This is a genomic window from Bacillus sp. FSL R5-0431, from assembly GCF_038002985.1.
Classification (GTDB): domain Bacteria; phylum Bacillota; class Bacilli; order Bacillales; family Bacillaceae; genus Bacillus.
The window spans coordinates 179,366-203,208 of sequence record NZ_JBBOOG010000001.1 but is presented as its reverse complement, the minus strand read 5'-3'; the positions used below and the strand labels follow the sequence as shown (position 1 = coordinate 203,208).

24 protein-coding genes and 5 tRNA genes are annotated in these 23,843 nt (G+C 42.5%); 4 read left to right on the top strand and 25 right to left on the bottom strand.

From position 1 onward, the window contains the following. Positions 1 to 187: 187 nt before the first annotated feature. The 25 genes from MKZ03_RS01165 to MKZ03_RS01045 form a co-directional block, all read right to left on the bottom strand. Positions 188 to 793, bottom strand: coding sequence for an ABC-2 transporter permease (locus MKZ03_RS01165; RefSeq protein WP_307498894.1), 606 nt, complete (start codon positions 791 to 793; stop codon positions 188 to 190). Beyond that, complete coding sequence (locus tag MKZ03_RS01160; protein ID WP_341030675.1) at positions 771 to 1,652, bottom strand: ABC transporter ATP-binding protein; 882 nt, start codon at positions 1,650 to 1,652, stop codon at positions 771 to 773. Before MKZ03_RS01160 ends, MKZ03_RS01165 begins: the two co-directional genes overlap by 23 nt. Before the next feature lie 5 nt (positions 1,653 to 1,657). Beyond that, positions 1,658 to 2,029, bottom strand: a complete 372-nt coding sequence (locus tag MKZ03_RS01155; RefSeq protein WP_003217079.1) for a GntR family transcriptional regulator — start codon at positions 2,027 to 2,029, stop codon at positions 1,658 to 1,660. A 162-nt stretch (positions 2,030 to 2,191) separates the two neighbouring features. Next, positions 2,192 to 3,319, bottom strand: coding sequence for a DUF418 domain-containing protein (locus MKZ03_RS01150; protein WP_334750716.1), 1,128 nt, complete (start codon positions 3,317 to 3,319; stop codon positions 2,192 to 2,194). Positions 3,320 to 3,776: 457 nt separating this feature from the next. Next, positions 3,777 to 4,292 (bottom strand): HEAT repeat domain-containing protein, encoded by a 516-nt coding sequence (locus MKZ03_RS01145; protein ID WP_341030673.1) that lies wholly within the window; start codon positions 4,290 to 4,292, stop codon positions 3,777 to 3,779. A 19-nt stretch (positions 4,293 to 4,311) separates the two neighbouring features. Beyond that, a complete protein-coding gene (skfF, locus tag MKZ03_RS01140; RefSeq protein ID WP_341030671.1) occupies positions 4,312 to 5,733 on the bottom strand; it encodes a sporulation killing factor system integral membrane protein in 1,422 nt (473 codons plus the stop codon). Next, positions 5,726 to 6,448 (bottom strand): ABC transporter ATP-binding protein, encoded by a 723-nt coding sequence (locus MKZ03_RS01135; RefSeq protein WP_307498886.1) that lies wholly within the window; start codon positions 6,446 to 6,448, stop codon positions 5,726 to 5,728. The genes skfF and MKZ03_RS01135 overlap by 8 nt, the downstream gene beginning before the upstream one ends. A 240-nt stretch (positions 6,449 to 6,688) precedes the next feature. Further along, complete coding sequence (locus tag MKZ03_RS01130) at positions 6,689 to 7,099, bottom strand: RidA family protein (RefSeq protein WP_341030669.1); 411 nt, start codon at positions 7,097 to 7,099, stop codon at positions 6,689 to 6,691. Between the two features lie 116 nt (positions 7,100 to 7,215). Then, the gene (locus MKZ03_RS01125; protein ID WP_307498884.1) at positions 7,216 to 7,980 is read right to left on the bottom strand and encodes an ABC transporter permease; all 765 of its coding nucleotides are present in this window, start codon (positions 7,978 to 7,980) and stop codon (positions 7,216 to 7,218) included. Next, the gene (locus MKZ03_RS01120; RefSeq protein ID WP_106031866.1) at positions 7,977 to 8,894 is read right to left on the bottom strand and encodes an ABC transporter ATP-binding protein; all 918 of its coding nucleotides are present in this window, start codon (positions 8,892 to 8,894) and stop codon (positions 7,977 to 7,979) included. The genes MKZ03_RS01125 and MKZ03_RS01120 overlap by 4 nt, the downstream gene beginning before the upstream one ends. Before the next feature lie 14 nt (positions 8,895 to 8,908). Further along, positions 8,909 to 9,100 carry a PLD nuclease N-terminal domain-containing protein gene (locus tag MKZ03_RS01115; protein WP_034664414.1) on the bottom strand — a complete coding sequence of 64 codons (192 nt, stop codon included), beginning with the start codon at positions 9,098 to 9,100 and terminating at the stop codon, positions 8,909 to 8,911. Between the two features lie 161 nt (positions 9,101 to 9,261). Further along, on the bottom strand, positions 9,262 to 9,618 hold the full coding sequence (locus MKZ03_RS01110) for a DUF2200 domain-containing protein (RefSeq protein ID WP_307498882.1): 357 nt from the start codon (positions 9,616 to 9,618) through the stop codon (positions 9,262 to 9,264). Further along, positions 9,605 to 9,964 (bottom strand): hypothetical protein, encoded by a 360-nt coding sequence (locus tag MKZ03_RS01105; protein WP_106039403.1) that lies wholly within the window; start codon positions 9,962 to 9,964, stop codon positions 9,605 to 9,607. Before MKZ03_RS01105 ends, MKZ03_RS01110 begins: the two co-directional genes overlap by 14 nt. Before the next feature lie 61 nt (positions 9,965 to 10,025). Then, positions 10,026 to 11,828, bottom strand: a complete 1,803-nt coding sequence (gene glmS, locus MKZ03_RS01100; protein WP_341030663.1) for a glutamine--fructose-6-phosphate transaminase (isomerizing) — start codon at positions 11,826 to 11,828, stop codon at positions 10,026 to 10,028. Positions 11,829 to 12,399: 571 nt separating this feature from the next. After that, positions 12,400 to 13,746: a phosphoglucosamine mutase gene (glmM, locus tag MKZ03_RS01095; RefSeq protein WP_034664420.1), complete on the bottom strand. Its 1,347-nt coding sequence runs from the start codon at positions 13,744 to 13,746 to the stop codon at positions 12,400 to 12,402. Positions 13,747 to 13,771: 25 nt separating this feature from the next. Further along, entirely contained in the window at positions 13,772 to 15,181 is a 1,410-nt protein-coding gene (locus tag MKZ03_RS01090; protein WP_060595398.1) for a CdaR family protein, read from the bottom strand. Next, on the bottom strand, positions 15,174 to 15,995 hold the full coding sequence (cdaA, locus tag MKZ03_RS01085; protein ID WP_060595397.1) for a diadenylate cyclase CdaA: 822 nt from the start codon (positions 15,993 to 15,995) through the stop codon (positions 15,174 to 15,176). Before cdaA ends, MKZ03_RS01090 begins: the two co-directional genes overlap by 8 nt. Before the next feature lie 217 nt (positions 15,996 to 16,212). Further along, complete coding sequence (gene rsiW / locus MKZ03_RS01080; protein ID WP_307498880.1) at positions 16,213 to 16,839, bottom strand: anti-sigma-W factor RsiW; 627 nt, start codon at positions 16,837 to 16,839, stop codon at positions 16,213 to 16,215. A 14-nt stretch (positions 16,840 to 16,853) separates the two neighbouring features. After that, positions 16,854 to 17,417, bottom strand: a complete 564-nt coding sequence (gene sigW, locus MKZ03_RS01075) for an RNA polymerase sigma factor SigW (protein ID WP_003217112.1) — start codon at positions 17,415 to 17,417, stop codon at positions 16,854 to 16,856. Positions 17,418 to 17,600: 183 nt separating this feature from the next. After that, positions 17,601 to 18,512, bottom strand: coding sequence for an arginase (rocF, locus tag MKZ03_RS01070; protein WP_106031853.1), 912 nt, complete (start codon positions 18,510 to 18,512; stop codon positions 17,601 to 17,603). A 136-nt stretch (positions 18,513 to 18,648) separates the two neighbouring features. After that, a tRNA-Gln gene (locus MKZ03_RS01065) sits at positions 18,649 to 18,720 on the bottom strand. A gap of 4 nt (positions 18,721 to 18,724) precedes the next feature. Further along, positions 18,725 to 18,809: transfer RNA gene (locus tag MKZ03_RS01060), tRNA-Tyr, on the bottom strand. A gap of 28 nt (positions 18,810 to 18,837) precedes the next feature. Beyond that, a tRNA-Thr gene (locus tag MKZ03_RS01055) sits at positions 18,838 to 18,910 on the bottom strand. 3 nt (positions 18,911 to 18,913) lie between these two features. Continuing rightward, positions 18,914 to 18,989: transfer RNA gene (locus MKZ03_RS01050), tRNA-Val, on the bottom strand. 6 nt (positions 18,990 to 18,995) lie between these two features. Further along, a tRNA-Glu gene (locus MKZ03_RS01045) sits at positions 18,996 to 19,070 on the bottom strand. A gap of 221 nt (positions 19,071 to 19,291) precedes the next feature. Between MKZ03_RS01045 and murQ the strand changes: the two genes are divergently transcribed. Genes murQ through pbp4b form a run of 4 tightly spaced genes read left to right on the top strand, consistent with a single transcriptional unit; the run spans position 19,292 to position 23,832 of the window. Beyond that, complete coding sequence (gene murQ / locus MKZ03_RS01040; RefSeq protein ID WP_340974285.1) at positions 19,292 to 20,203, top strand: N-acetylmuramic acid 6-phosphate etherase; 912 nt, start codon at positions 19,292 to 19,294, stop codon at positions 20,201 to 20,203. Positions 20,204 to 20,217: 14 nt separating this feature from the next. Beyond that, the gene (locus MKZ03_RS01035) at positions 20,218 to 21,087 is read left to right on the top strand and encodes a MurR/RpiR family transcriptional regulator (RefSeq protein ID WP_034664434.1); all 870 of its coding nucleotides are present in this window, start codon (positions 20,218 to 20,220) and stop codon (positions 21,085 to 21,087) included. Then, positions 21,084 to 22,457: a PTS transporter subunit EIIC gene (locus tag MKZ03_RS01030; RefSeq protein ID WP_106031852.1), complete on the top strand. Its 1,374-nt coding sequence runs from the start codon at positions 21,084 to 21,086 to the stop codon at positions 22,455 to 22,457. The genes MKZ03_RS01035 and MKZ03_RS01030 overlap by 4 nt, the downstream gene beginning before the upstream one ends. Positions 22,458 to 22,476: 19 nt before the next feature. Next, the gene (gene pbp4b / locus MKZ03_RS01025; RefSeq protein WP_341030659.1) at positions 22,477 to 23,832 is read left to right on the top strand and encodes a penicillin binding protein PBP4B; all 1,356 of its coding nucleotides are present in this window, start codon (positions 22,477 to 22,479) and stop codon (positions 23,830 to 23,832) included. Positions 23,833 to 23,843: the final 11 nt, after the last annotated feature.

Here is a 23,843-nt window from a genome sequence, read left to right as displayed (position 1 = left end):
AATTCCTTTCTTAAAGGATGGTTTATTTAACATTATGTTAAAAATAATTAACATTATGTTAATTAACAATAACCTCTTTTCTTCTGCATGTCAATTTCACATGAATCAAAAAAATAAGAATCATCCATTTTGAAAAGTCCTTCCTCAAAATGAATGATTCTCTATCAATGTTCATATGATATTTGCATTAAAATACTTTTCTTTGGTAAATAGCGGCCGAAAGCCCCCAGGACATGAGGTAGATCAACATGATGAGCACAGCTGATCCAGTATATAAAATCGGAATCGATACATTCATCACAAAATCAGTGATCACGCTGAAATGCTCTGCTAAATAAGCCATAATCGGCGGCCCTATACCAGATAAAATGATAAAGACAATGATCACTGCCGTTGAGATATAGCCGGGTTTCAGAATATAAAACAAAGGAAATGTAAACGCCGCAAACAGTAAAAACAGCCCGCTGCCAAGTGCGATATCCATCATCGTAAACAGCTTCCCAAAACTAAATAAAGCAGCACTTGTCAGCCCGATCGCAATCACCATAAAAAAAATGGCACCAAGATAACGTGATGCGATAATTTCTTTACGTGTATAAGGCAAAGAGTTTAATAGGATATTCGTTTCTGCCTTCTCATCGTACGCATATGTGTTAAAAGGTATGAAGAAACTGGCGACGAGAAACGTCAATGCCGGAGGCACATCCATGAGAATAAAAAATAAGATAAACGGAAGAAAAATAATCAGCTGTTTCTTTTGCAAAATCACATCACGCTTCATTAAATGAAACATGCTCTACACCGCCTTTCAAATAAAACATGATATCCTCAAGCGATGCCCGTTCAATCACAACATCATCTCCAAAAATATGCTTCACTTCACCAATACGATCTGTTAATGCTTCAAACCCTGCTGCTGTACGTTGAATATGGACAAAGGCTTTTTCAGTGTCTCGATCCAACAAATCCAAGCTTCCCTTCACAAGCGCATAATTCTCCGCTACCTCATGAATCGACTGTTGAAAGACCAATCTGCCATTTTGTATAAACGCAATATAATCTGCAATCCGGTCTAAATCTGTTGTCATATGTGTTGAGAAAAAGATCGTTCGATTTCCATCAATCATCAATTCTTGTAACGTACCGAGCAGCTCTCTTCTAAAGACCGGATCTAAACCAGCAGTTGGTTCATCCATAATAATCAGCTCTGCATGATGCGATAGAGCAATCGCAAGTGATGCCTTCATTTGCATCCCTTTTGAAAATGTTTTGATTGCTTTATGCAGCGGCAGACCAAACTGCTCAATATATTGATAAAAAAGCTGGTCATCCCAGCGTTTATAGGCCGGTCCCACAATTCGTTTAATGTCCTTTAAATTTAATCCTGGGAAAAAAACGTTGGCATCGTAAACAAATCCGATTCGTTCCTTAATCTCTTTTTCATGGGTATGATAATCTAATCCGAAAATCTTTACGTCACCTGAATCTGGTTTTAACAAATTCATGATCATTTTAATGGTGGTCGACTTACCCGCTCCATTTTCCCCAATAAACCCTGTGACAAAGCCTTTTTTGACCTGTAAATCGAGATTCTGAACTGAAAAGTCCTTGAATCGTTTTGACACCCCTTTAAATTCAATCACAAGCTCCACTCTTCTCACTCCTCATACAAGAACTTTAATAACTGCTGCAATTCATCAAAAGATAAACCTAATTCCTTTCCGTTTGTGACAACCGCTCCAAGCTGTTCCTCGATCACCTTCAATTTCTTCTCTCTCATCACTTCTAGGTTTTGTTCCGCAACAAATGATCCCTTGCCTACAATTGAATAAATAAATCCTGCCTTCTCTAACTCTTCATACGCTCGCTTTGTTGTAATCACGCTGATTTGTAAATCCTTCGCCAGCTTTCGAATAGACGGCAGTGCTGCACCTTCTGCAAGCTCACCCGTTAAAATCATCGATTTGATTTGATTCGTAATTTGCTCATAGATGGGCTCCTTAGAATGGTTTGAAATCGTAATTTGCATATAAAAACCTCTTTTTTCAGTACTGGTGTTTGGAACGCAATAATGTATATATACTATATATACATTATATACAAACTAAAAGAATATTCAACTATTTTTTGATTGCAACTCAACTAAAAAAACCGCACAGCTCTTCAGCTATGCGGTCTTCTCCAACACCATTTATCTCCAATACACCCATTTTCCCATAAGCCACTCGACAGGACCTCTTCTCCATTTTTTCAAATAGAGATGGCTGATGAACAGCTGTGCTGTGTACAGTCCGACAGCAAGCAGCAACCCAAACATTGACCCCATCTGTCCAAATAGACCAAGTCCATAAGAATAAAAAATCGTTGTACAAATGATCGACTGCGCCAAATAGTTTGATAGGGACAAACGGCCAAGTCCTGCAAGCAGACGTTTGAGGCCTTGAGCTGCTTTCGAATAGTAAAAAACAATAAACGCTTGAATATACCCGATCGCCAGCACATAGCCACCGAGAATCATAACGAATTCACTCCAAGGCGCATCAATGAACGTCGCACATTTTAGCGCAAGCCCGACGACAATGACCCAGACCCAGCCTTTGCGATAGGCCATCCCTCGATCTTCTTCTGTGAGATGTCCTCGTTTACCAATCACCATACCTAGCAATGCAAACGGACCCACCATCATCGTACCGAAAAGAAACCCTAGTATCGGCATAAGCGTAATGGTCACGATCGCCAGAATAATGGTCACAATCAACATATCGTCTTCAACCGTAACCCGGCTGAGCAAAATATCCCCATATGCACCCTTCGCATACACATCGGTTAAAAAATCATCATTCCCATAAACAAAGTTCATCATATATGGCACAACGACTAAAGACAACGCCCCTAACACACCCGACCAAATAAGCATTGTTTTGATTCGGCTGCTCAAAAACATCATCAAGAAAAACGTACAAGCTCCATAATAAAGAAGAATGTCACCATTCCAAATAAAGATGTAATGCAGCATCCCAAGCACAATAAGACCAAAGCCCCGGCGAACGACAATGGCATTCGTACTTAGTCCCTTGGCTTTCGTTGATTCAATCAGCTTGATAAAAGAATACCCAAACAAAAAGGAGAAAATCGGATAAAACGACCCTTGGAACAAAATTTCCGTCAGATAAACTCCGAATTCCTGCCCCCAAAAACTCGAATCAAACATTTTCTCAAAATCATAATCATATTGAAAATTAAGCATATTCACGATCAAAATACCTAATAAACTAAAACCACGCAAACTATCAATGAACTCAACCCTAGATCCCTTCAACACGACAGCTCCTTCGGAAAATATAAAAGCATATTTATCCTACCACACTTTCAAAAAATTGGTCTCTACACCCATGTGAAAACATGCGTTTTAAGGTAAATTTAATAAAAAAACCTAGAATATACATTCTAGGTATCTTACTGATGAATTATGAATGATGATTTTCTTCTTTCCGCATCACACGTTTCAAATAAAACAAAATCCCCAATCCAAAAAAAATCAACATCAGCTCCCAGTCTGCAGGAATCGGAAACCATTTCAATATCATTAAAATCAACAAAACCGCTCCAATCCCTGCGAAAAAAACCGCGTTTCTTTTTAATTCTTTGTTTGATAGAAACAACACTCTCTCCTCCCTTACACTTACTAACCAATTGAATGTTTTTCTAACTTTTCCTTTGATCTGAAGGATAAATCCAAGGAAGATGCCCAGGCCAATCGAGTTTTTTCGTTTCCACTATTCATCCCCCTTTTCCTTTAGCTGAAAAGCGATAATTTTCCCTAATGCTTCCTCTGCAGCAAAAGGAGTGACGCTGCCTGTTGGATTTTCTTGTTCTTGTTTTAAGCACTCGTACATGTTTTTTTCAATTTTTGATGGATCAACCCAAGAGATACACCATGATGCCCAGAAACAAGTAGGTCCCTCATAACGTTTAGCCAGTGCCAGAAGGAATGGCAAGCTAGGCTGTCCAATCCTCATGAGTGACATGGCAGCGGCCATTCTTGTATCCTCTTCGTCACTTTCTAATAGCTTTGCTAGCGGCTCAGCTGCTTCTCCCGCATCTGCTCCAAATTCACCAAGTACAGCTGCTGCAATGTTCCGCAGAGATCCTCTTTCTTTTAAAGCCTCAACAAGGACGGGCACTGCATCTTTTCCAAACTTTCTCAATTCCCCTATTGCTTGAATGATCGTTACTTCATTTGTATTTGCCAATTGTTGAACTGATTGAGACAGCTTATTTTCTGGTTTCATTGACAATCAACTCCTCTTTTTAATGAACCGCACGGTATCGATAACAAAGCACATAAAATACAGCTCCAGCCACTAGGGATACAATTGCTGTCAACAAGTCATCAGTGAACAGATGAATGCTAATAATGACCACAGCACTGAACACAGACGCAAATAGCAATGATCGATAATAGGCGGCCAAAGCAAAACTTCTTTCTCGTCTCAGAGGCTGCATAAAGGCAAAGAGCCGTATGGCCAAAAACCATATATAAACTCCTCCACCAAATAAGGTCCAATACAATACATCCTGAATCTCAACCAAATAAAGTGAAATCAAGTAGAACGCATACAGCCAAAAGGTTTGAAACACTTCTAACAGAATGATTTTTTGATATAAAGCGCCTGGAAAAAGATAGAGCACTCCTGTTTGTGCGTGTCTTACAATCCCCGCATAATATGAACTAAAAAGAACGGATGCAGCGATGACGATTAAGAATAGATTCAGCCAATCTGAAAAATAAGTAAGGACGACATAGTAAGTACCAATTAACAGCATGGTAGATAACAAATGGAAGGTCGCATACTTTTTTAGCAGCAATAATTCAATCCAAAGAAAAGCCCAGCTGCCCGTTAATGACGGAAGCCCCCACCACGTCTTGCCCTTTTTTTGAACAATTGGACTTGATTGAATATGTTTCCCCTCAAATTCCTCCCAAAATACTGCCTCCTTGACTAAAGACTCCTTCATCTCTAAACGATGACTAGCCTTGTACATCATCAGGAAAGATAGGAACATTACTCCAATAAAGATGAAGAAAGAAAGAATGGAGAACTCTTCGATCATACGTCCAGCTTGAAACATCAAAGAATCAGCAATGTTCATCAAGAAGGGCTGTTTCATCATGAATTGATTCAAAACAAGCAGTGCAAAGAAGCAAAACATCAATACAAAACCGAGTATGAGCAGGCGCTTGTATACTCGAATGGTTCTAGCACAAGACACCGCAATCATCCAAGTTTCGACCAAACATAACAGCCCTGTCAGGATGAGTGATTTTCCAAGCAGAAACGGGTACTGCTGCGCCATAAAAAAAAGAAGAAGATCCGCAGCCACAGCAGAGACAATGAGAAGAGCCCCTCGCCAAAAAATGTGATACAACCATACACTGATGACAACTGTCCATAGAGAAGCGCCATTTCCATATAACCAAATGATATCGTTCATTTGACTAGGCAGCCGATTTGTAAACAAGCCAAACCCCATATAGAGAACAAACAAGCAGACAATGATCCATCCAGCTGCAACCGTATTCCAATCACCCATACTTGAAACTGCGCTTAGCTGAAAACCAATTGCCGCAATGAAAAGAAGTAAGATCACAAAAGGCATTTTCTTTTCTTGATTTTTACTGATCAAGCGCCTTTGAGATTTCATCCATAAAAGGGAGAGTGTGTTATTCACTTGACCACTCCCCCAGAAGTTGAATGACTTCTGCCCTCCACTCAATCTGTTCTTCCTTTAATTGAGGAACATCCATATTCTTCATGATGGCACCGTCTCGAATCAATACCACCCTGCTGGCCGTATCAAGAACGAACTCTAGACTATGAGTCGAGACAAAGACCGCCCCACCTTGACTGCTTTTTTGTCTCAGCCAATCCGACAGCCACTGTTTTGACGGAATATCTAACCCAACAGTCGGTTCATCTAATATAAAAAGGGAGGCATCTTGAACAATGGCCCCTGCTAAGACGACACGCTGCTTTTGGCCTCTTGACAGCCTTCCGCACAGTTCGTTCATCTTCTTTTCCATATGTACTTCTTTCAACGCTTCATGTACCTTTTCCTTGATCTGTTTTAAGCCTTTATGATATCCACGAGCACGGAATTGAACATGTTCAGCAGCCGTTAAGTCTGGATACAAATACGGCTGATCAGGAATAAGAGCTACTTGTTTTTGGACATGGGAATGACCAGGCGGGAAACCCTCAATGAGAATTTCCCCTCCATCTGGTTTATATAGACCCGTTAAACACCGAATCGTTGTCGTCTTCCCGGCGCCATTAGGCCCAAGCAGTGCCACAACTTCTCCTGCTTCTATGGAAAATGACAGGCCCTCTATCCCATCACCATTACTGTATCGTTTGCTTATATTCTGAACCTCCATGAATGGCATCGAATCTCTCCCTTGTATTAGAGTGATGTATGCTTATCTATGGTGTGTTATAAGATGAAAAGCGAATGTCATTAGACCCACTAACCACTTACCCTAATATTACCATATAGAGAATAACAAGGTAATAGGAATGAGGTAATCTATTCTATGTACAACGGATTAAGAAAATATATCATGTACAAAATAAAAAAAGATTAGGCGACAGTATCCTAATCCTTTATCTATTAAACAGTTATTCCCTCAAACCGCCCCATCACCCAAACCCATCTCCTGACACGCCCAAGCATCCACCTCTACCTTCAAAGCAGGAGAAGCCAAGGCAACTACATAAATCATCGTCATACAAGGCAGATGATCACCTAAGAACTGCCCCATGATTCGTTTTCTACACTCAGCATCGAACTCTCCCACGAGATAAAATACTAGTTTCGTTATATCTTCCACGGCCATATCTGCCGCTTCTACGTTTCGTTTCACATTCTCTAACGCTAGTTCGAGCTGCTCCAACGGGCTCTCTGGGATTGTTCCATCCGCCTCCATTCCCACTTGACCTGATAGGGTTAACCACCGCTGTGGTTCAGTTGTCTCTATTTGATGGGTATATGGTGCGACTGGCGGGTGAATGGTATCAGGATTACGTGATGTTCTCATGAATAAAAACTCCTTTTCTGAAAATACAGTCAATTTTTATCCATCATATCAAACTTTCTACCGTATTCAGATTTTTATGCTCATAGTAAACCTGAAGAAGCAATCGCAACAGCATTCTATAATTCTTGTTTTCTAAAAAGAAACCATCCGATGAGAAAAAAGAAACCAATCAATACCGATACACCTAGAAAGCTTGTAAGCGCCTGATCCGAATAAGTCCCTCTATGAATCATCTCCTCGGCCGCACTTGTCACGCCTTTAGGCGCAAACTTCCCTAATGTATCCTCATAAAATGAAGGAACGGTAAATAGAATAAGGTTGATCACAAGCGATACACCGCCGGCTGTGACGGAACGCGTAAAGAACGCCGAAGCACAAATGGTCGATACCACAATCAGCAATAAATTTGGATAATAAAGAAGTGTTCCTTTTACCACATTGACCCAATTCACATGCCCAAATTGGATGTCCACATAATAAACGGAGGCAAGCACTGCCACCACCAAACTAAACAAGGTCAAACCAGCATAGGCGCATATTTTTGAGACATAATAACTCATTCGACTGATCGGCTTCACCATAATCATCGCCGTCACCCCAGAGGCACGCTCTCCCGCAATCGTCCCCATCACGATCATAATGAGAATAAAAACGCCAAGCGAATCGAACTTACTCAATGCACTCGCTAAAGCCTCACCAGCGCTAGGCTCTGGTATATAAAATGTGGACCCTTCAGGTAAATTAGCTGATTTCGATAAAAGATCCGGCAGCATTTTGAGCGTAATAGGCTGTGTGATCATTAAAATCGTAAAAATGATCGGCACAAATAAAATTTTATAACTAGTGAATAACTCCCTAAATTCCTTTTTCAGCATCATCATGCATTCACAACCTTCATGAAAATATCTTCAAGCGTCAGCTTAGATAGTCGATAATGGAGGAGAACACCGCCAGTTTCAGAGATGAGACCAGGCAGCTCCTTCAACGCCATTTGTTGATCGTTCACTCGCACCTGATAACCGTCCCCTGCCTCAATGCATTCCTCCATCCAATCCTGCTCTTTTAACAACGCCACTAATTTCGTATTCTTTTGTTCTAATTGAAATTCAATCACTGGCTGAATATAGTCTTCTTTGATCTGTTTCATGGAAGAGGACATTTCAATTTTTCCGCTGTTGATCATGATAATATGATCCGCCACCCTTTCAATGTCATCTAAAATATGGGTCGACATAAAGATCAACATCTCATGCTTTAAACGCTCAATCAAAGTCAGGACGTCTTTTCTCCCCATCGGATCAAGTGCGGACACAGGTTCATCTAGAATAAGAACCTTTGGGCTGTTGATGAGCGCCTGTGCAATGGCGAGCCTCTGCTTCATTCCTCCACTATAGCTGCCAATGGCACGATCCTTCGCCTCATACACACGGCAAAGCTTCAACAGCTCCTCAGTTTTGGAGCGAATGATGTTTTTCTCTAATTGAAATAACCCGCCAACCCAATGCATCCACTCCTGACCTGTCATATCCTGATAAAATGCAGGCTGCTGCGGACAATAGCCAATCACATGACTAATGTCATCCATGTCCTTTGTCACATCCATACCCGCCACCTTCACGACGCCAGACGTAGGACGAGCAAGCCCCGTCAAAATCCGAATCGTCGTTGTCTTACCTGCTCCATTGGCTCCTAAAAACCCTACACATCCGACCTCCCCAACAGAAAACGAAACGTTTTTTAAAACTTCATGCCGACCATACGATTTCGTCAGCCCTTGACACTCCAGCATATTCAAGCAAATCCCCCCTACTAAGATTGTTTACGACCAAAAATGAAATACGCAATAGGACCGGCACTCGCCACAAACACAATCACCAAAGCCCAAACCCACTTCACCTCTCCTCTGACCCTAGATGGATCTCTTTTCAGCAAATCAAACAAACCAATCACCATTAAAATGGCTTGCAGCAAAACGAGAGGTAAAATCATCTTCATATCCATCCACGCCACTCCTTTTTCATACACCAATTTGTTTTGATATCACTTCTTTTGACGACATGAAGAGGGGATTCGTTCAAATGGATTTTATTTTTATTGATCGAATGGTCTATAAGATATAAAAAAGCCCAGTGAAAGTTGTTCACTGGGCTTGCTTGTGATGGTCATAACGAATCTCGCAAAATCTTTTCCATCGTCTTTCCTTTCGCTAACTCATCAATCAGCTTATCTAGATACCGAATGTTTTTCATGGTTTCTTCCTCAATGTCTTCTACTCGAACACCACAGATGACTCCTTTGATTAAGCTGCGGGAAGGATGAAGCTCAGGAGCCTCAGCAAAGAAGGTTTCAACGTCTATCTGTTTATCCACCTGTTCCTGCAGCTCTTCTGGACTGTACCCCGTTAACCAACAAATAATCGTATCAACTTCAGCCTTCGTTCGTCCCTTTCTCTCTGCCTTTGCGATATAAAGAGGATAGACTTTTGCGAAGCTCATTGTATAGATTTTAGGTTTGGTCATGTGATTTTCTCTCTTTCTTTTTTAAATATTCAAGCTGTATGGCCTTCTCTAGATGCCGCTCTCTTAGTATGCCTATTTCCTTTTTATTACCTGCATCTTTTTTGAAAGATCTATATTTAAGAAATTGAACGAAACAGAATCCTAGAAATACACAAATCGGTCCTTCGACGGTAGCAGGACCACCAATCAACAAATAAGAGCTAATAAATAATGCGATATAAATGATTAAGAAAAAAGTAATTCCCCATTTTTCCTTTTTTAAATATTCACTCATAATGATTCCGCTCCCTTGAACATGTACGATCTTATCGAATCTATCTTTCATTTTATTTAGCTCTTTAGACACAAAATACCCCTTTAGATAATTATATCTAAAGGGGTATCAAAAGTCTGAATTAATTTAAACCCTACTCCACCGTCACACTCTTCGCAAGGTTACGTGGTTTATCCACATCACACCCGCGGTGAAGTGCTGCGTAATAAGCGATGAGCTGTAATGGGACAACAGATGCAAGTGGTGCAAGTGCTGGGTGTACAGCTGGAAGGACGAAACGGTCGCCTTCGTCTTCTAGGCCTTTTAGTGAGATGACACATGGGTTTGCACCGCGTGCAACGACTTCTTTGACGTTACCGCGAATGCTGAGGTTCACGTGCTCTTGCGTTGCAAGGGCAATGACCGGTGTGCCTTCTTCAATTAAAGCAATGGTGCCGTGTTTGAGTTCTCCGCCAGCAAAGCCTTCTGCTTGGATGTAAGAGATCTCTTTTAGTTTTAGTGAACCTTCAAGGCACACATAGTAGTCAAGTCCTCTTCCGATAAAGAATGCGTTACGTGTCACTGTGAAGAAGTCACGAGCGATTTGTTCCATTTCATCCTTTTGATCGACAAGGGCTTCCATTGCATTTGCTACAATACCAAGCTCTTTCACAAGATCAAAGTCAAGAGATTGACCATTTAATTCGGCTGCAACTGATGCAAGGATCGCAAGAACAGCGATTTGTGCTGTGTAAGCTTTTGTTGAAGCCACTGCGATTTCTGGTCCTGCATGAAGAAGCAATGTGAAGTCCGCTTCACGAGAAAGCGTTGAACCTGGTACGTTTGTGATCGTTAATGCTTTATGACCAAGCTCTTTGACTTGAACGAGTACAGCACGGCTGTCCGCAGTCTCCCCAGATTGAGAAAGGAAGATGAACAACGGTTTTTTCGATAGAAGCGGCATGTTGTAAGAGAATTCACTTGCTACATGGACTTCTACAGGTACTTTCGCCCAGTCTTCAATATATTGTTTACCGACAAGTCCAGCATGGTAGCTCGTTCCACAAGCCACAATGTAAATGCGGTCTGCTTCTGCTACTGCACTTGCAATATCGCCAGCGACTGACAGCTTGACGTTTTCGTCTTGATATTCTTGGATGATTTTGCGCATGACAAGCGGCTGCTCATCCGTTTCTTTTAACATGTAGTGAGGATATGTGCCTTTCTCGATGTCGCTTGCATCTAGCTCAGCGATATAAGAAGGACGTGTCATGATATCACCGTCAAGGTTTTTGATGATCACCTCGTCTTTTGTGACAATGACCATTTCTTTATCCATTAATTCCGCATATTCGTTTGTTACTTGAAGCATCGCCATTGCGTCAGAAGCGACAACGTTGAAATCTTCTCCGAAACCAACCAATAATGGGCTTTTGTTTTTCGCCACATAGATTGTTTCTTTGTTTTCGTTATCGAAAAGGGCAATTGCGTAAGAGCCTTTTAGTTGAAGAAGCGTTTGACGGAAAGCTTCCTCTGTATCAAGACCTCTGTCCACAAATTGTTCGATAACTTGAACAACAACCTCTGTATCTGTGTCGCTTTTTAGTGTGACGTCTTGTAAATATTCGCGTGTCAATTGTACATAGTTCTCGATGACACCGTTATGAACAAGCGTAAAACGGCCAGAAGCACTTTGATGCGGATGCGCATTTAGATGGCTTGGTACACCGTGTGTTGCCCAGCGTGTATGTCCGATTCCTGCTGAAGATGCTACATTTGCATCAACAACTTCACGAAGCTCAGCGATACGTCCTTTTTCTTTGAACACATGCACGCCTTCTTCGTTTGCCACAGCGATTCCTGCTGAGTCATACCCGCGGTACTCAAGCTTCTCTAAACCCTTTAATAAGATTTCCTTCGCATCATTCTGACCAATATAACCTACGATTCCACACATAAATATTCTTCCTCCCGATCATGTGAAAGGGACAAAGAAAGCCTACTAAAATAGAAGGGACATTTCTTCGTCCCTCTCTACATGTTTAATTTGGGAGATCATGTGTATTCCCTTTGTACAAAGAGTCACCTCTTTGCTTTAAAGAAACACTTACGGCTGTGATCTCTTTTTTGATCAGCCGGGAGGCATCCGCCGAAAATTCGATAACCTCCATCCTCGTCAACTAAGCATCTTTCGTCCGATCGCTTAGTTCGGGCGCTATAATTATAAGAGAGTTGCTGAACATCTACCCTGCCTTTCCTGATAGAATAAAAATCCAGTAACACAAGGATGATTGTACTATAAGGTCTGACCTCCGTCAATCACAATTTAGCGGGTGATCCCGCTCAAGAAAGTGAGACCTCCATACACTATATGCGATGAGGCTTGTCACGTTCTACCTTTGATGTGCTCTCCTATGTATGAAGGCAGCAATAAATTGCCTTCGCTTATAAGATTCGTACAAATCCATCCATTTATGACGTTTATTCGAAAAAAAAGCAAACCGCCGCTGGCGATTTGCTTTCATCTATTACTCGATACCCATTTCCTCTTTCACAACAGCGGTAATTCGAGTCACATATTCATCACACAGCTCTTTTGTTTTCGCCTCTGCCATCACGCGTACAAGCGGCTCTGTTCCAGATGGACGAACAAGAATACGGCCATCACCGTTCATCTCTTTTTCGACCTCTTGAATCACTGCTTTTACTTTTTCATTTTCTTCTACTTTATATTTATCAGACACTTTCACATTCACTAGAAGCTGAGGGAATTTTTCCATTTCAGCTGCAAGCTCTGACAATGTTTTTCCTGTTGCTTTGAGTGTATTGACAAGCATGATCGCAGAAAGCATGCCATCACCTGTCGTATTGTAATCAAGGAAAATCAAATGGCCTGATTGCTCACCGCCGACATTATAGCCATCCTTTTTCATCGCTTCAACCACATAGCGGTCACCAACAGCGGTTTGGATGCTCTTAATGCCTTGTTTCTCCAGCGCTTTATAGAAGCCTAGGTTACTCATGACCGTGGACACGACGGTGTCATCCTTTAATCGGCCTTCACCCTTCAAATAACGTGCACATATGTACATAATTTGATCGCCGTCTACAATATCACCTTTTTCATCGACAGCAATTAAACGGTCTCCGTCACCATCAAACGCAAGACCAATATCTGCACCCTTCTCCTTCACAAAAGCAGAAAGTGCCTCTGGATGAGTTGAGCCGACACCATCATTGATATTCAATCCGTTTGGTGATGTTCCCATTGTGGACACATCTGCATCTAAATCCGCAAATAAATGTGTCGCTAGAGAAGAGGTTGCACCGTGAGCACAGTCAAGCGCCACGTGAATACCTGTGAAATCCTCGTCCGCTGTCTGCTTCAAGAATTGCAAGTATTTCTGACCTCCTTCAAAGTAGTCATTCATCGTTCCAAGATCCGCTCCAACTGGGCGTGGCAATTGATCGACCGGCTGATCCATCAGCTGCTCAATTTCATTCTCCTGTTCATCAGACAGCTTAAAGCCGTCACCGCCGAAGAATTTAATTCCGTTGTCTTGAACTGGGTTGTGAGAAGCAGAAATCATGACACCCGCTTCTGCATCCATTGCCTTCGTTAAATAAGACACACCAGGTGTTGAGATCACACCTAGACGCATCACTTCAGCGCCAATTGAAAGTAAGCCTGCAACGAGCGCTCCTTCTAGCATATGACCGGATACACGTGTGTCTCGTCCAACGAGTACCTTTGGACGTTCTTTATCCTTCGTGAGCACATAGCCGCCAAATCTCCCAATTTTAAATGCGAGCTCTGGCGTTAATTCGCTATTCGCCACACCCCTTACACCATCAGTTCCAAAGTACTTGCCCATGTTTCAATCGCTCCTTTTTTACCATTCAAGAGGACGCTTCGTCCTCTTTTTTATCTTCTTTGATCCGCTGTCTTTGACTTGATTCTTTCTTTGCTTTATCTTGCGTGGATTCTTCTTTACTCTTCTCATCCTGATCATCGTCATCAGAAGATGGATCCTTCCGATCATTCGTAGACGCTGGCTGATCTTCTGTCTCAGTAGAAGTCAGTTTCACTTTGACTTTTGATCTCGATAATGTCCACGTCACATTTTGAGGACCGTTCACTTGAATGGTGACCTCATGTGTTCCTTCGTTCAAGTCCCCAACATTGATATAGGCTTCAACATCTGAAGCCTTTAGTTTATCAATCGCACTCTTTGATCCCTTTGCTGTTAACGTGAGTCGTCCAGAAGATGGGCTCACAAAATCAGAGGTGAGATCCTTGCTCAGACCTACGACAGAAATTGGTACATTATCGATCTTTTTTTCTTGCGCTGTTGCAACCTTCACTTTGATCTTGACGGTTTCGGGCGATACCTTTTTCACACCATCTGGCAGGGGAATGTCGGCATCAATCTCCGTATCATCTTTGATCTTGCTTAGGTCCAGCTTGACGCCATCAATAAAATCAAGCGAATCCAGCACTTTTTGAGAGCCGTACACTGTGACCTCACTCGGGCTTGTCTCAATACTTGAGATACTGATCCCATCCGGCAAACTGCCAGTCCGCTCTATTTTAAACGGAACCTTTTTGCTTGGACTTGAGATGGGAACTGTAATATTCACCACAGACGGACTCAATTCGACTGGCAGCTCATTCCCGCTGCTATCATACACAGTGAGCTTCGCTTCCTTTTCAATTTGCTGATCGACATCCTCTAGGTTCACAAATGCTTTAATGACAGAAATTTTGTCGATCACGTCCTTTGAACCAGTGACTGTGACTTTTTTCGGATTCACAATAGGCTGTTCAGGTGAATAGCCGTCTTTGATTTTATTTTGATTATAAAATTCGGTTTCAACAGGAAATTCAGCTGTTGTTTTTTCTTGTATCGTCACCGTCGTCACAGACGGATTGATCGATAGTGTGAGTCCCTTTGATACATCTCTTGCCTTCAGCTCCACTTTATGTGTACCTGTCGATAAATTCTGCATATCTGCGTATATTTCAAAATTCTTTGTTTGTCTTGCTGTTTTCACAGCACTTGTTGACCCTTTAATCGTCACATTGACTGTCTGCGGCACACCAGTGACGACGTACTTCTCGTCGTCATAATACGCTTTAACAGGAATGTCGGTTAAGGTTGCTTCATCTGTCGTCGATGTTGGGAAAAAGGATTCACCGATTTTTTTCGGCGTGGGCGCTTGCGCTGAATTGACTGCACCATACAGCAATAAAGCGAAGACCAATGCAAGAAGCTTTACGGCCCAGCGATTATTCAAAATCTTATCCATTTTTCTTGCCCCTCCAATACCATTTGGTCGAGGAAGCATCTTTGCTGTTCTTACTAAATTCAGCAATCAGCATTTCTTCAAGCGCTTCTTCTGTCAATTCTCGGTGGAGATCACCATTTCTTGCGACAGAAATGCCGCCTGTCTCTTCAGAAACGATGACGGTTAAGCTGTCTGTCACTTCACTAATTCCGACTGCCGCCCGGTGACGCGTCCCCAGTTCCTTAGAGATAAAAGGACTTTCTGACAGCGGTAAATAACAAGCCGCAGCTGCAATCTCATCACGCTTCATAATGACAGCACCGTCATGAAGCGGTGTATTTGGAATGAAAATATTAATGAGCAGCTCTGAACTCACCTTTGCATTCAAAGGAATTCCAGTCTCTATGTAATCATTCATCCCAGTATCACGCTCAATTGTCAGCAGCGCGCCGATTCTGCGTTTTGCCATATATTTAATTGCTTTTGTAATTGCCTCGATCGTTTTCTGCTGCTGTTCCTCTATAGGTGTCCCGCTTCTTGAGAAGAAACGGCCGCGCCCAAGCTGCTCAAGCGCTCTCCTTAGCTCTGGCTGAAAAATAATAATGATCGCAAGGAATCCCCACGTAATCGCTTGATCCATCAGCCATTGAAGTGTGTTAAGACCGAGATACGCACTTCCCATCCTGACAAGAACAATGACCACAATTCCCTTTAAAAGCTGAACCGCTTTTGTTCCGCGGATGACCATCATTAATTTATATATCACATACCAAACAACGAGAACATCAACAGCATTACCGAGGTACTGCAAAAAAGGAATATCCCCTAAAGCCATTTCCTCGTCCTCCAGAATTTTCAGTTATTCTTCGTTTGATGCATTTTTAATAAAAAAAGAGACTATGTGTAAATACATAGCGTGGCTATTATACCACATTTTGTTTCAGCAAGGAAAACAGTTGCCATATATGGCTGGCGTGCTAGTTCGCATACATTCTGACCTATAATATAGAAAAAGAGCAGCCCCATAAAGAGACTGCTCTCGACCCGTATGATTACTTTTGCTCCTCTGGTCCAATGACCCGCATCACATTTTGTGCTGTGGATTTCATTTTGTACCAAATCCAATCAAACACTTCATTAATTTCATTAATTTGACCAGTGACTTGTCCGGCAGAAGCAGTCAGCTGTTCCCCATTGACGACGGTGACATTTCCATCAACCTTGCCTTCTACAATCAGCTTGCCATTTTTGACAGTGACATCACCTTTTACGGTTTCCCCTTTAGGTACGGTCACTGTATCATTTACAACGACGAGATTCGGCTGTTTTGACACACTGAAATTATGATCGGTATTCCAGCTTGTAAACAGACTGCCTCCCATCAAAATGAGAAAGAGGGCAGCGGCCACCATCAGCGGATGAGCTTTGATCCATCTTTGAATCGACACACGCTTTTTTTCCTTTGGAAGACCTGCCATCACCTTTGCAGTGAAATCAGATGGTGCTTCTATATGAGATGTACTCTGCACAAGCGCGATGGATTTCTCAATTTGTTGAAAATGAGTACGGCACTCCTCACACGATTGCAGATGGCTTTTTAATTCTTTTTCGTCTTGGGGCTCAATGTCCCCGTCTAAATACTGATGCATAAGCAGGACGATTTTTTCCTGACAGCTCATCAAAATCACCTCACTCAAAGGTCTCTCAACTGTTTCCGGAGAGCCTCTCTACCCCTGTGTATTCTCGTTTTCACCGTACCAACGGGTATATTCAGAATCTCGCTAATTTCTTTTAACGAGAGTTCATCAATATACTTTAATACGATGACCGAACGATATTTATCGGGTAATCTTAGAATTTTTTGCTGAATGGTACTCGATAATTCAAGAGACACCACCTCTTCCTCTGGCAAAATGCCATCAGCAGCAATTTGAGAATACATATTCAATCCTTCTGTTCCTGCCACCTCTGCATCTAAATAATAATCCGGCTTTTTTTTGCGAATACGATCGATGGTCAGGTTGGTTGCAATGCGGTACAGCCACGTAGAAAACTTACGATTCACATCAAAGCTTTCAATATTCACATAGGCACGAATAAACGCCTCCTGTGCAATATCCTCTGCTTCGTGTGCATTCCCAAGCATACGATAGCACAGCTGATAAATTTTGTCTTTATACAGGTCTACGATGTCTGCAAATGCGTTCTGGTCGCCTTTTTTCAATTGCTTAATTCTCTTTTTAATCATTGTGTCCATAGTATATTCAACCTCTGCCTTCACCGGTCTTTATGTATACGAATCTCTTTCCAAAAGGTTTCATTCTCCTCTAAAAAATAGTGTAACAAATTTTTGACAGCGTGTTACGCATATCCACCGGTAAAAACCTTAATATATCCTTAAATTTCTCCAAAACAAAAAAGAACGGGAACAAGTCCCGCTCTACAATAGCTTTTCGCCCATTAACGAACCAATCAACGCAACAGCTGCCTCGGCTGTTTTATTTTTTTCATCCAAAACCGGATTCACCTCAACAAATTCAGCTGAAGTCAAAATACCCGCTTCCTCTAAAAGTTCCATGGCAAGATGACTCTCCCGGTAGCTAATGCCGCCCGCCACAGGAGTTCCTACACCAGGGCACTCCGCTGGATCTAGTCCATCTAAATCAAGCGACAGGTGGACACCATCTGTTCTTTCCTTTAAATATGAAATGGCTTCCTCCATCACCCTTGTCATCCCTAAACGATCTATTTCATGCATCGTATACACTTTAATGCCTTTCTCTCTAATCAATGCCCGCTCTCCTTCATCTAAGGATCGAGCACCAATTATAACAACATTCTCAGGCTTCAATTTAGGGGAATAACCACCAATGTTCGTTAAATCAGCATGCCCAAGGCCGAGACTGACTGCAAGCGGCATACCATGTATATTTCCAGAAGGAGAGGTTTCCTCTGTATTTAAATCACCGTGTGCATCATACCAAATGGCACCTAAGTTTTCATAATGCTTGGCTACCCCCGCAAGTGTTCCTATCGCAATGCTGTGATCACCGCCTAAAATGAGCGGGAATGAGCCTGATTGCACAATACTGTCAACCTTCTCAGCTAGCAGCTGATTCGCACCAGCATTCTCCGTTAAATTTTTTAGCTTTTCACTTGTATATAAACCTTTCTCATCATCTCTTTGTTCAACCAAAATATCGCCGAGATCCTCCACATCAAATGAAAGCGATTCCAATTTTTCTTTTACGCCTGCACACCGAATGGCACTCGGTCCCATATCGACGCCCCTTCTCATTTGACCCAAATCCATCGGAACTCCGACAATCGTGACCTTCTTTTGATCTCCCATATGTACATCCCCTTTCCGTTCATGCTTATATTTTACTTTCTCGATGCCTTCTGACTCAACTCAACAATATTTTGAATAGTTATACATTCCGTCTGCCAACATAAAAAAAGACACCTTTTTGAAAAAGGTGTCTTAACTGGGCTAGCTGGATTCGAACCAACGCATGACGGAGTCAAAGTCCGTTGCCTTACCGCTTGGCTATAGCCCAAAAATGGTGGAGGGGGGCGGATTCGAACCGCCGAACCCGGAGGGAGCGGATTTACAGTCCGCCGCGTTTAGCCACTTCGCTACCCCTCCACATATGGAATTGATAAAGAAAAAACAGTGCCGGCAAGAGGACTTGAACCCCCAACCTACTGATTACAAGTCAGTTGCTCTACCAGTTGAGCTACACCGGCATATGGTGGAGGATGACGGGCTCGAACCGCCGACCCTCTGCTTGTAAGGCAGATGCTCTCCCAGCTGAGCTAATCCTCCACATCATGGTGACCCGTACGGGATTCGAACCCGTGTTACCGCCGTGAAAGGGCGGTGTCTTAACCGCTTGACCAACGGGCCAGTTTGTCAAGTTTGCTGTTTCCGTGAAGCTGACAAAAGTTATTATATACAGGTTGTCCCCCTTTTGTAAAGGGGATTTTTATTTTTTTTATTTTCTGTCTATTCATCTCCAATTAGAACCACTTTTTTGTTTGAAATATAATTTCAGTATTTAAATATAATGTTGAAATTTCATATCATACTGAATATACTGAAAATGAAGAAATAAGGAGGAATGTCGCATGCAGCCATCTCAATTGCGTTCTTTGACAACAGAATCAAGAAATCCTAACACAATGGGAATATCACAAGCAGATCCACTCGAAATGCTCCAAATGATTAATGAAGAAGATATGAAGGTCGCTCAAGCAGTCAACCGTGTGCTACCACATGTCAAAACAGCAAGTGACTTCGCCTATCAATCCATCTCAAATGGAGGCAGACTCGTTTATTTAGGGGCCGGGACAAGCGGCAGACTTGGCGTGATGGATGCTGTTGAATGTCCCCCTACCTATAGCGTCTCACCTGATGTGATTATAGGCATCATGGCAGGCGGAGACTCTGCTTTTTCACATGCTGCCGAAGATGTGGAAGACAGTGAAGAAGCCGGCAAACAGGATTTAGTACACATTCACCTGACATCAAAAGATACGGTCGTCGGTATCGCCGCCAGCGGCAGGACACCCTACATCATCGGCGCTTTAAACTACGCTAAATTCATCGGCGCAAAAACAGTAGCCCTCAGCTGCAATGAACAAGCAGAAATTAGCGAGCTGGCAGACTGCGCCATTGAAGTCATTGTAGGACCAGAAGCCATCACTGGGTCAACACGAATGAAAGCCGCATCCGCTCATAAAATGATTTTAAATATGCTTTCCACCTCTGTCATGATCAGACAAGGTAAAGTATATGAAAACCTGATGGTTGATGTAAAAGTCAGCAATCATAAATTAAAAGAACGCGCCATCACCATCATTCAACATGTGACAAACGCTTCCTACGAACAAGCTGTGAAAACCCTTGAAGCGGCAGACTTAGAAGTCAAAACCGCCATCGTCATGCTTCAAACAAACACAGACAAAAAAACAGCCAAGGATTTACTCAACAAAACGAATGGCCATATCGACAAAGCCATCTCTCATCATCAATCCTAAAGGAGGCAGAGCTCATGTCAGCAGGTGGACTCACCCTACTACACACAATGAAAGCAAAGCTCCCCCAATCTGAAAAAATCATTGCAGACTATATCCTTGCCCATCCTGACAAAGTCATTAAAAGCACAGTACACGAGATCAGCCAGGCAGCCGGAGCAAGCAGCTCTGCAGTCATCCGCCTTTGTAAATCTCTCGGGCTAGATGGCTATCACGATTTAAAAATGCGAATCGCTGGAGACTTGATGCATAACGATAAACAAGGCTACCGTGATATCGAACAAGATGAACCGATTCAATCCATTATTCAAAAAACAGCAGGAAACTCGATTCAATCGATTAAGGACACCGCTTCTATTTTAAATGCAGATGCATTAGAAAAAGCTGTTCAATTACTGCTGCATGCAAACCAAATCCATTTTATCGGCGTCGGTGCATCTGGCATCGTGGCAGCGGATGCCCAGCAGAAATTTCTCAGAATCAATTATGCTGCGACTGCCTTCACTGACATGCACATCGCATCAACGGTCATCGCAAATGCAGGAAAGAATGACATCGTGTTCGGTATATCCTTTTCAGGAGAAACGTTAGACATCATTCAAGCCCTTCAGCTCGCAAAAGACAATCAAGTGAAAACCATTGCCTTAACGCATCCTGGTCAAACAAGCGTTTCTGCCTTAAGTGATGTTCACCTATCGACGTCCGGTTCCAATGAAGCACCTTTTCGCAGTGCAGCCACTTCCTCTAGAATGGCACAGCTCTACTTAATTGATGTCTTGTTCCTCAGCTTAGCTTCCCGTCAATATGAAGAGACAGCGCAATATATTGACAAGACAAGACATGCCATCCGCTCCATGAAACGAAAATCAAAGGGGGATTCAACATGAGTCATCAAACGAAATATCAGCAGTTGGCGAAAGACATTCTTTCTCTCTGTGGTGGTTCTGAAAACATCTCTTCCCATACACATTGTATGACGCGTCTCCGAATTACACCGATTGACAATGAACAAGTTCACATCACAAAAATCAAAGAACTCGATGGCGTCATAGGTGTCGTCGAGGCAGAAACGCTTCAAATCATTTTAGGTACAGGTGTTGTCAACCAAGTATCAAGTGCGTTTGAACAGCTGCTAAATGCCTCTGGCTCTTATGATTTAAACAATGAAGCACAAAAAAACAAGCAAGCCATTTCACAAAAGAACCGCACACCGTTCAAGCTGTTCTTACGACGGATTGCCAGCATCTTTATTCCTATCATTCCGGCACTCGTTGCATCAGGTCTTATTACAGGGATTACGAAAGCAATCGTGCAAGCAGGCTGGCTCGATGAAAAGTCTCAAGCAGCGATCATTTTAACCGTTATTGGTTCAGGCTTGTTCGCATATCTCGGTATTTTAGTCGGATCAAATGCCGCAAAGGAGTTTGGAGGCTCTCCTGCATTAGGCGCATTAGCTGGTATCCTCATTATTAACCCAGCCTCCGCAGACATTATGTTATTTGGCACAAATATTCTACCAGGCAGAGGCGGGCTCATCGGTGTTCTTCTAGCCGCCATCTTTATGGCACTTGTGGAAACCCGAATTAGACGCTTCGTCCCGCAATCACTTGATATCATCGTCACACCAACCATCACACTACTCATTACAGGCATTTTTACGTACGTTGTCTTCATGCCAGTCGGCGGATTTATATCTGATGCCATCACCTCAGGATTAACTTATCTATTAAATATGGGCGGAATCTTCGCTGGATTTGTTCTTGGTGCGACCTTCCTTCCACTTGTTGTGACAGGACTTCACCAAGGACTGACACCAATTCATATGGAACTCATTAATTCCATTGGAGATGACCCGCTTTTGCCAATCCTCGCTATGGGCGGTGCAGGACAGGTCGGTGCGGCATTCGCCATTTATATGAAAACAAAAAAGAAAAAACTCAAAAGAGCCATCGCAGGTGGACTTCCTTCAGGGATGCTCGGCATTGGTGAACCACTCATTTTCGGTGTTACACTCCCGCTGGGACGGCCATTTCTCACTGCTTGTCTTGGCGCTGGAATCGGCGGCGCATTTCAAGCCTACTTCCAAATTGCAACGAAGGCGATTGGTGTATCAGGTCTCCCATTAACCTTTATTGTTCACACACATCAAATGCTTCTTTACTTAATCGGACTCTTTATTGCATATGTCGCTGGATTTATTTTCACATACTTATTTGGTTTTCATGATGATATGGCTGTTGAATTTGAGGAAAAATAAGCAATAGGAGGTCTAACTCTTGAAGAAATACTTTCTCTTAATAACAAGTCTGCTCATGCTCCTTGGATTACCAGCACAAACATTTGCAACTAGCTCCCATCCTGTATCGTCTTTGTCTAAAACAGCACCTGAAGAATACCCCGTCTTAAAAAAGGCAAAACGACCGGAACAAGTTGGTTTTTCTTCCAGGCAGCTTAGGAAGGTTGATCACATGATTCAAAACGATATCAAAGCAGGATTTCCAGGAGGCGCACTCATCATTATCAAAGACGGAAAAATCGTCCATCAAAAAGCCTATGGCTACCGGCAAAAATACGAAGGTACAACCGAACTCAAATCATATATGAAAATGAAAAAGAATACACTGTTCGACTTAGCATCCAACACCAAAATGTATGCGACCAACTATGCCCTGCAAAAGCTCGTCTACGAGAAAAAACTGGATGTGAACGAAAAAATACAATCCATCCTGCCAGATTTTAAAGATGAACCAGATGCAAAGGTAACCGGCAAAGAACAGCTCCGTGTAAAAGATCTTCTGACCCATTCTGCCGGGCTCCCTTCCAGTGTCTTATTTTATAGCAAAGAAGCAGCCGGCACCTTTTTCTCTCAAGATAGAAAGACAACGATGAAATGGCTGCCGAAGGTGCCGCTGCAATACAAACCAGGCACCCAGCACATTTATAGTGACATTGATTACATGCTGTTAGGCATGATCATTGAGAAAAAAACAGGTATGCCTCTTGATCAATATGTAGAGTCGACGATCTATCGGCCGCTAGGTCTCAAACATACAATGTTCAATCCACTGCAAAAAGGATTTAAACCGAAGCATTTTGCAGCAACCGAACGTTTAGGTAATTCGCGAGATGGTGTCATTAATTTTGAAAACATTCGCAGGTACACCCTGCTAGGCGAAGTCCACGATGAGAAAGCATATTACTCAATGGCAGGTATCTCTGGTCATGCCGGACTTTTCTCTAACATGTCAGATATGGCCGTGCTGCTCCAGCTCATGCTGAACAAAGGAGGCTATGGAAAAAAAACCATCTTTGATCAAGCTTCTATCGATCTCTTTACAGCCTCTTCTGATACAAACCCAACTTACGGGCTAGGCTGGCGTAAAAACGGTCATACTGACATGGAATGGATGTTTGGAAAATATGCAAGTAACGAAGCCTATGGACATACTGGCTGGACCGGAACCATGACATTGATTGATCCAAAACATAATCTAGGTATCATCTTGCTGACAAATAAGAAACATTCGCCTGTCGTTTCACCTGAAACCAACCCAAATCAATTTGAAGGTGACCTTTTCCCAACTGGTACTTATGGAAGCATCATGACCGCAATCTACGAATCTTTTAAGTAAAAGGAGGAATT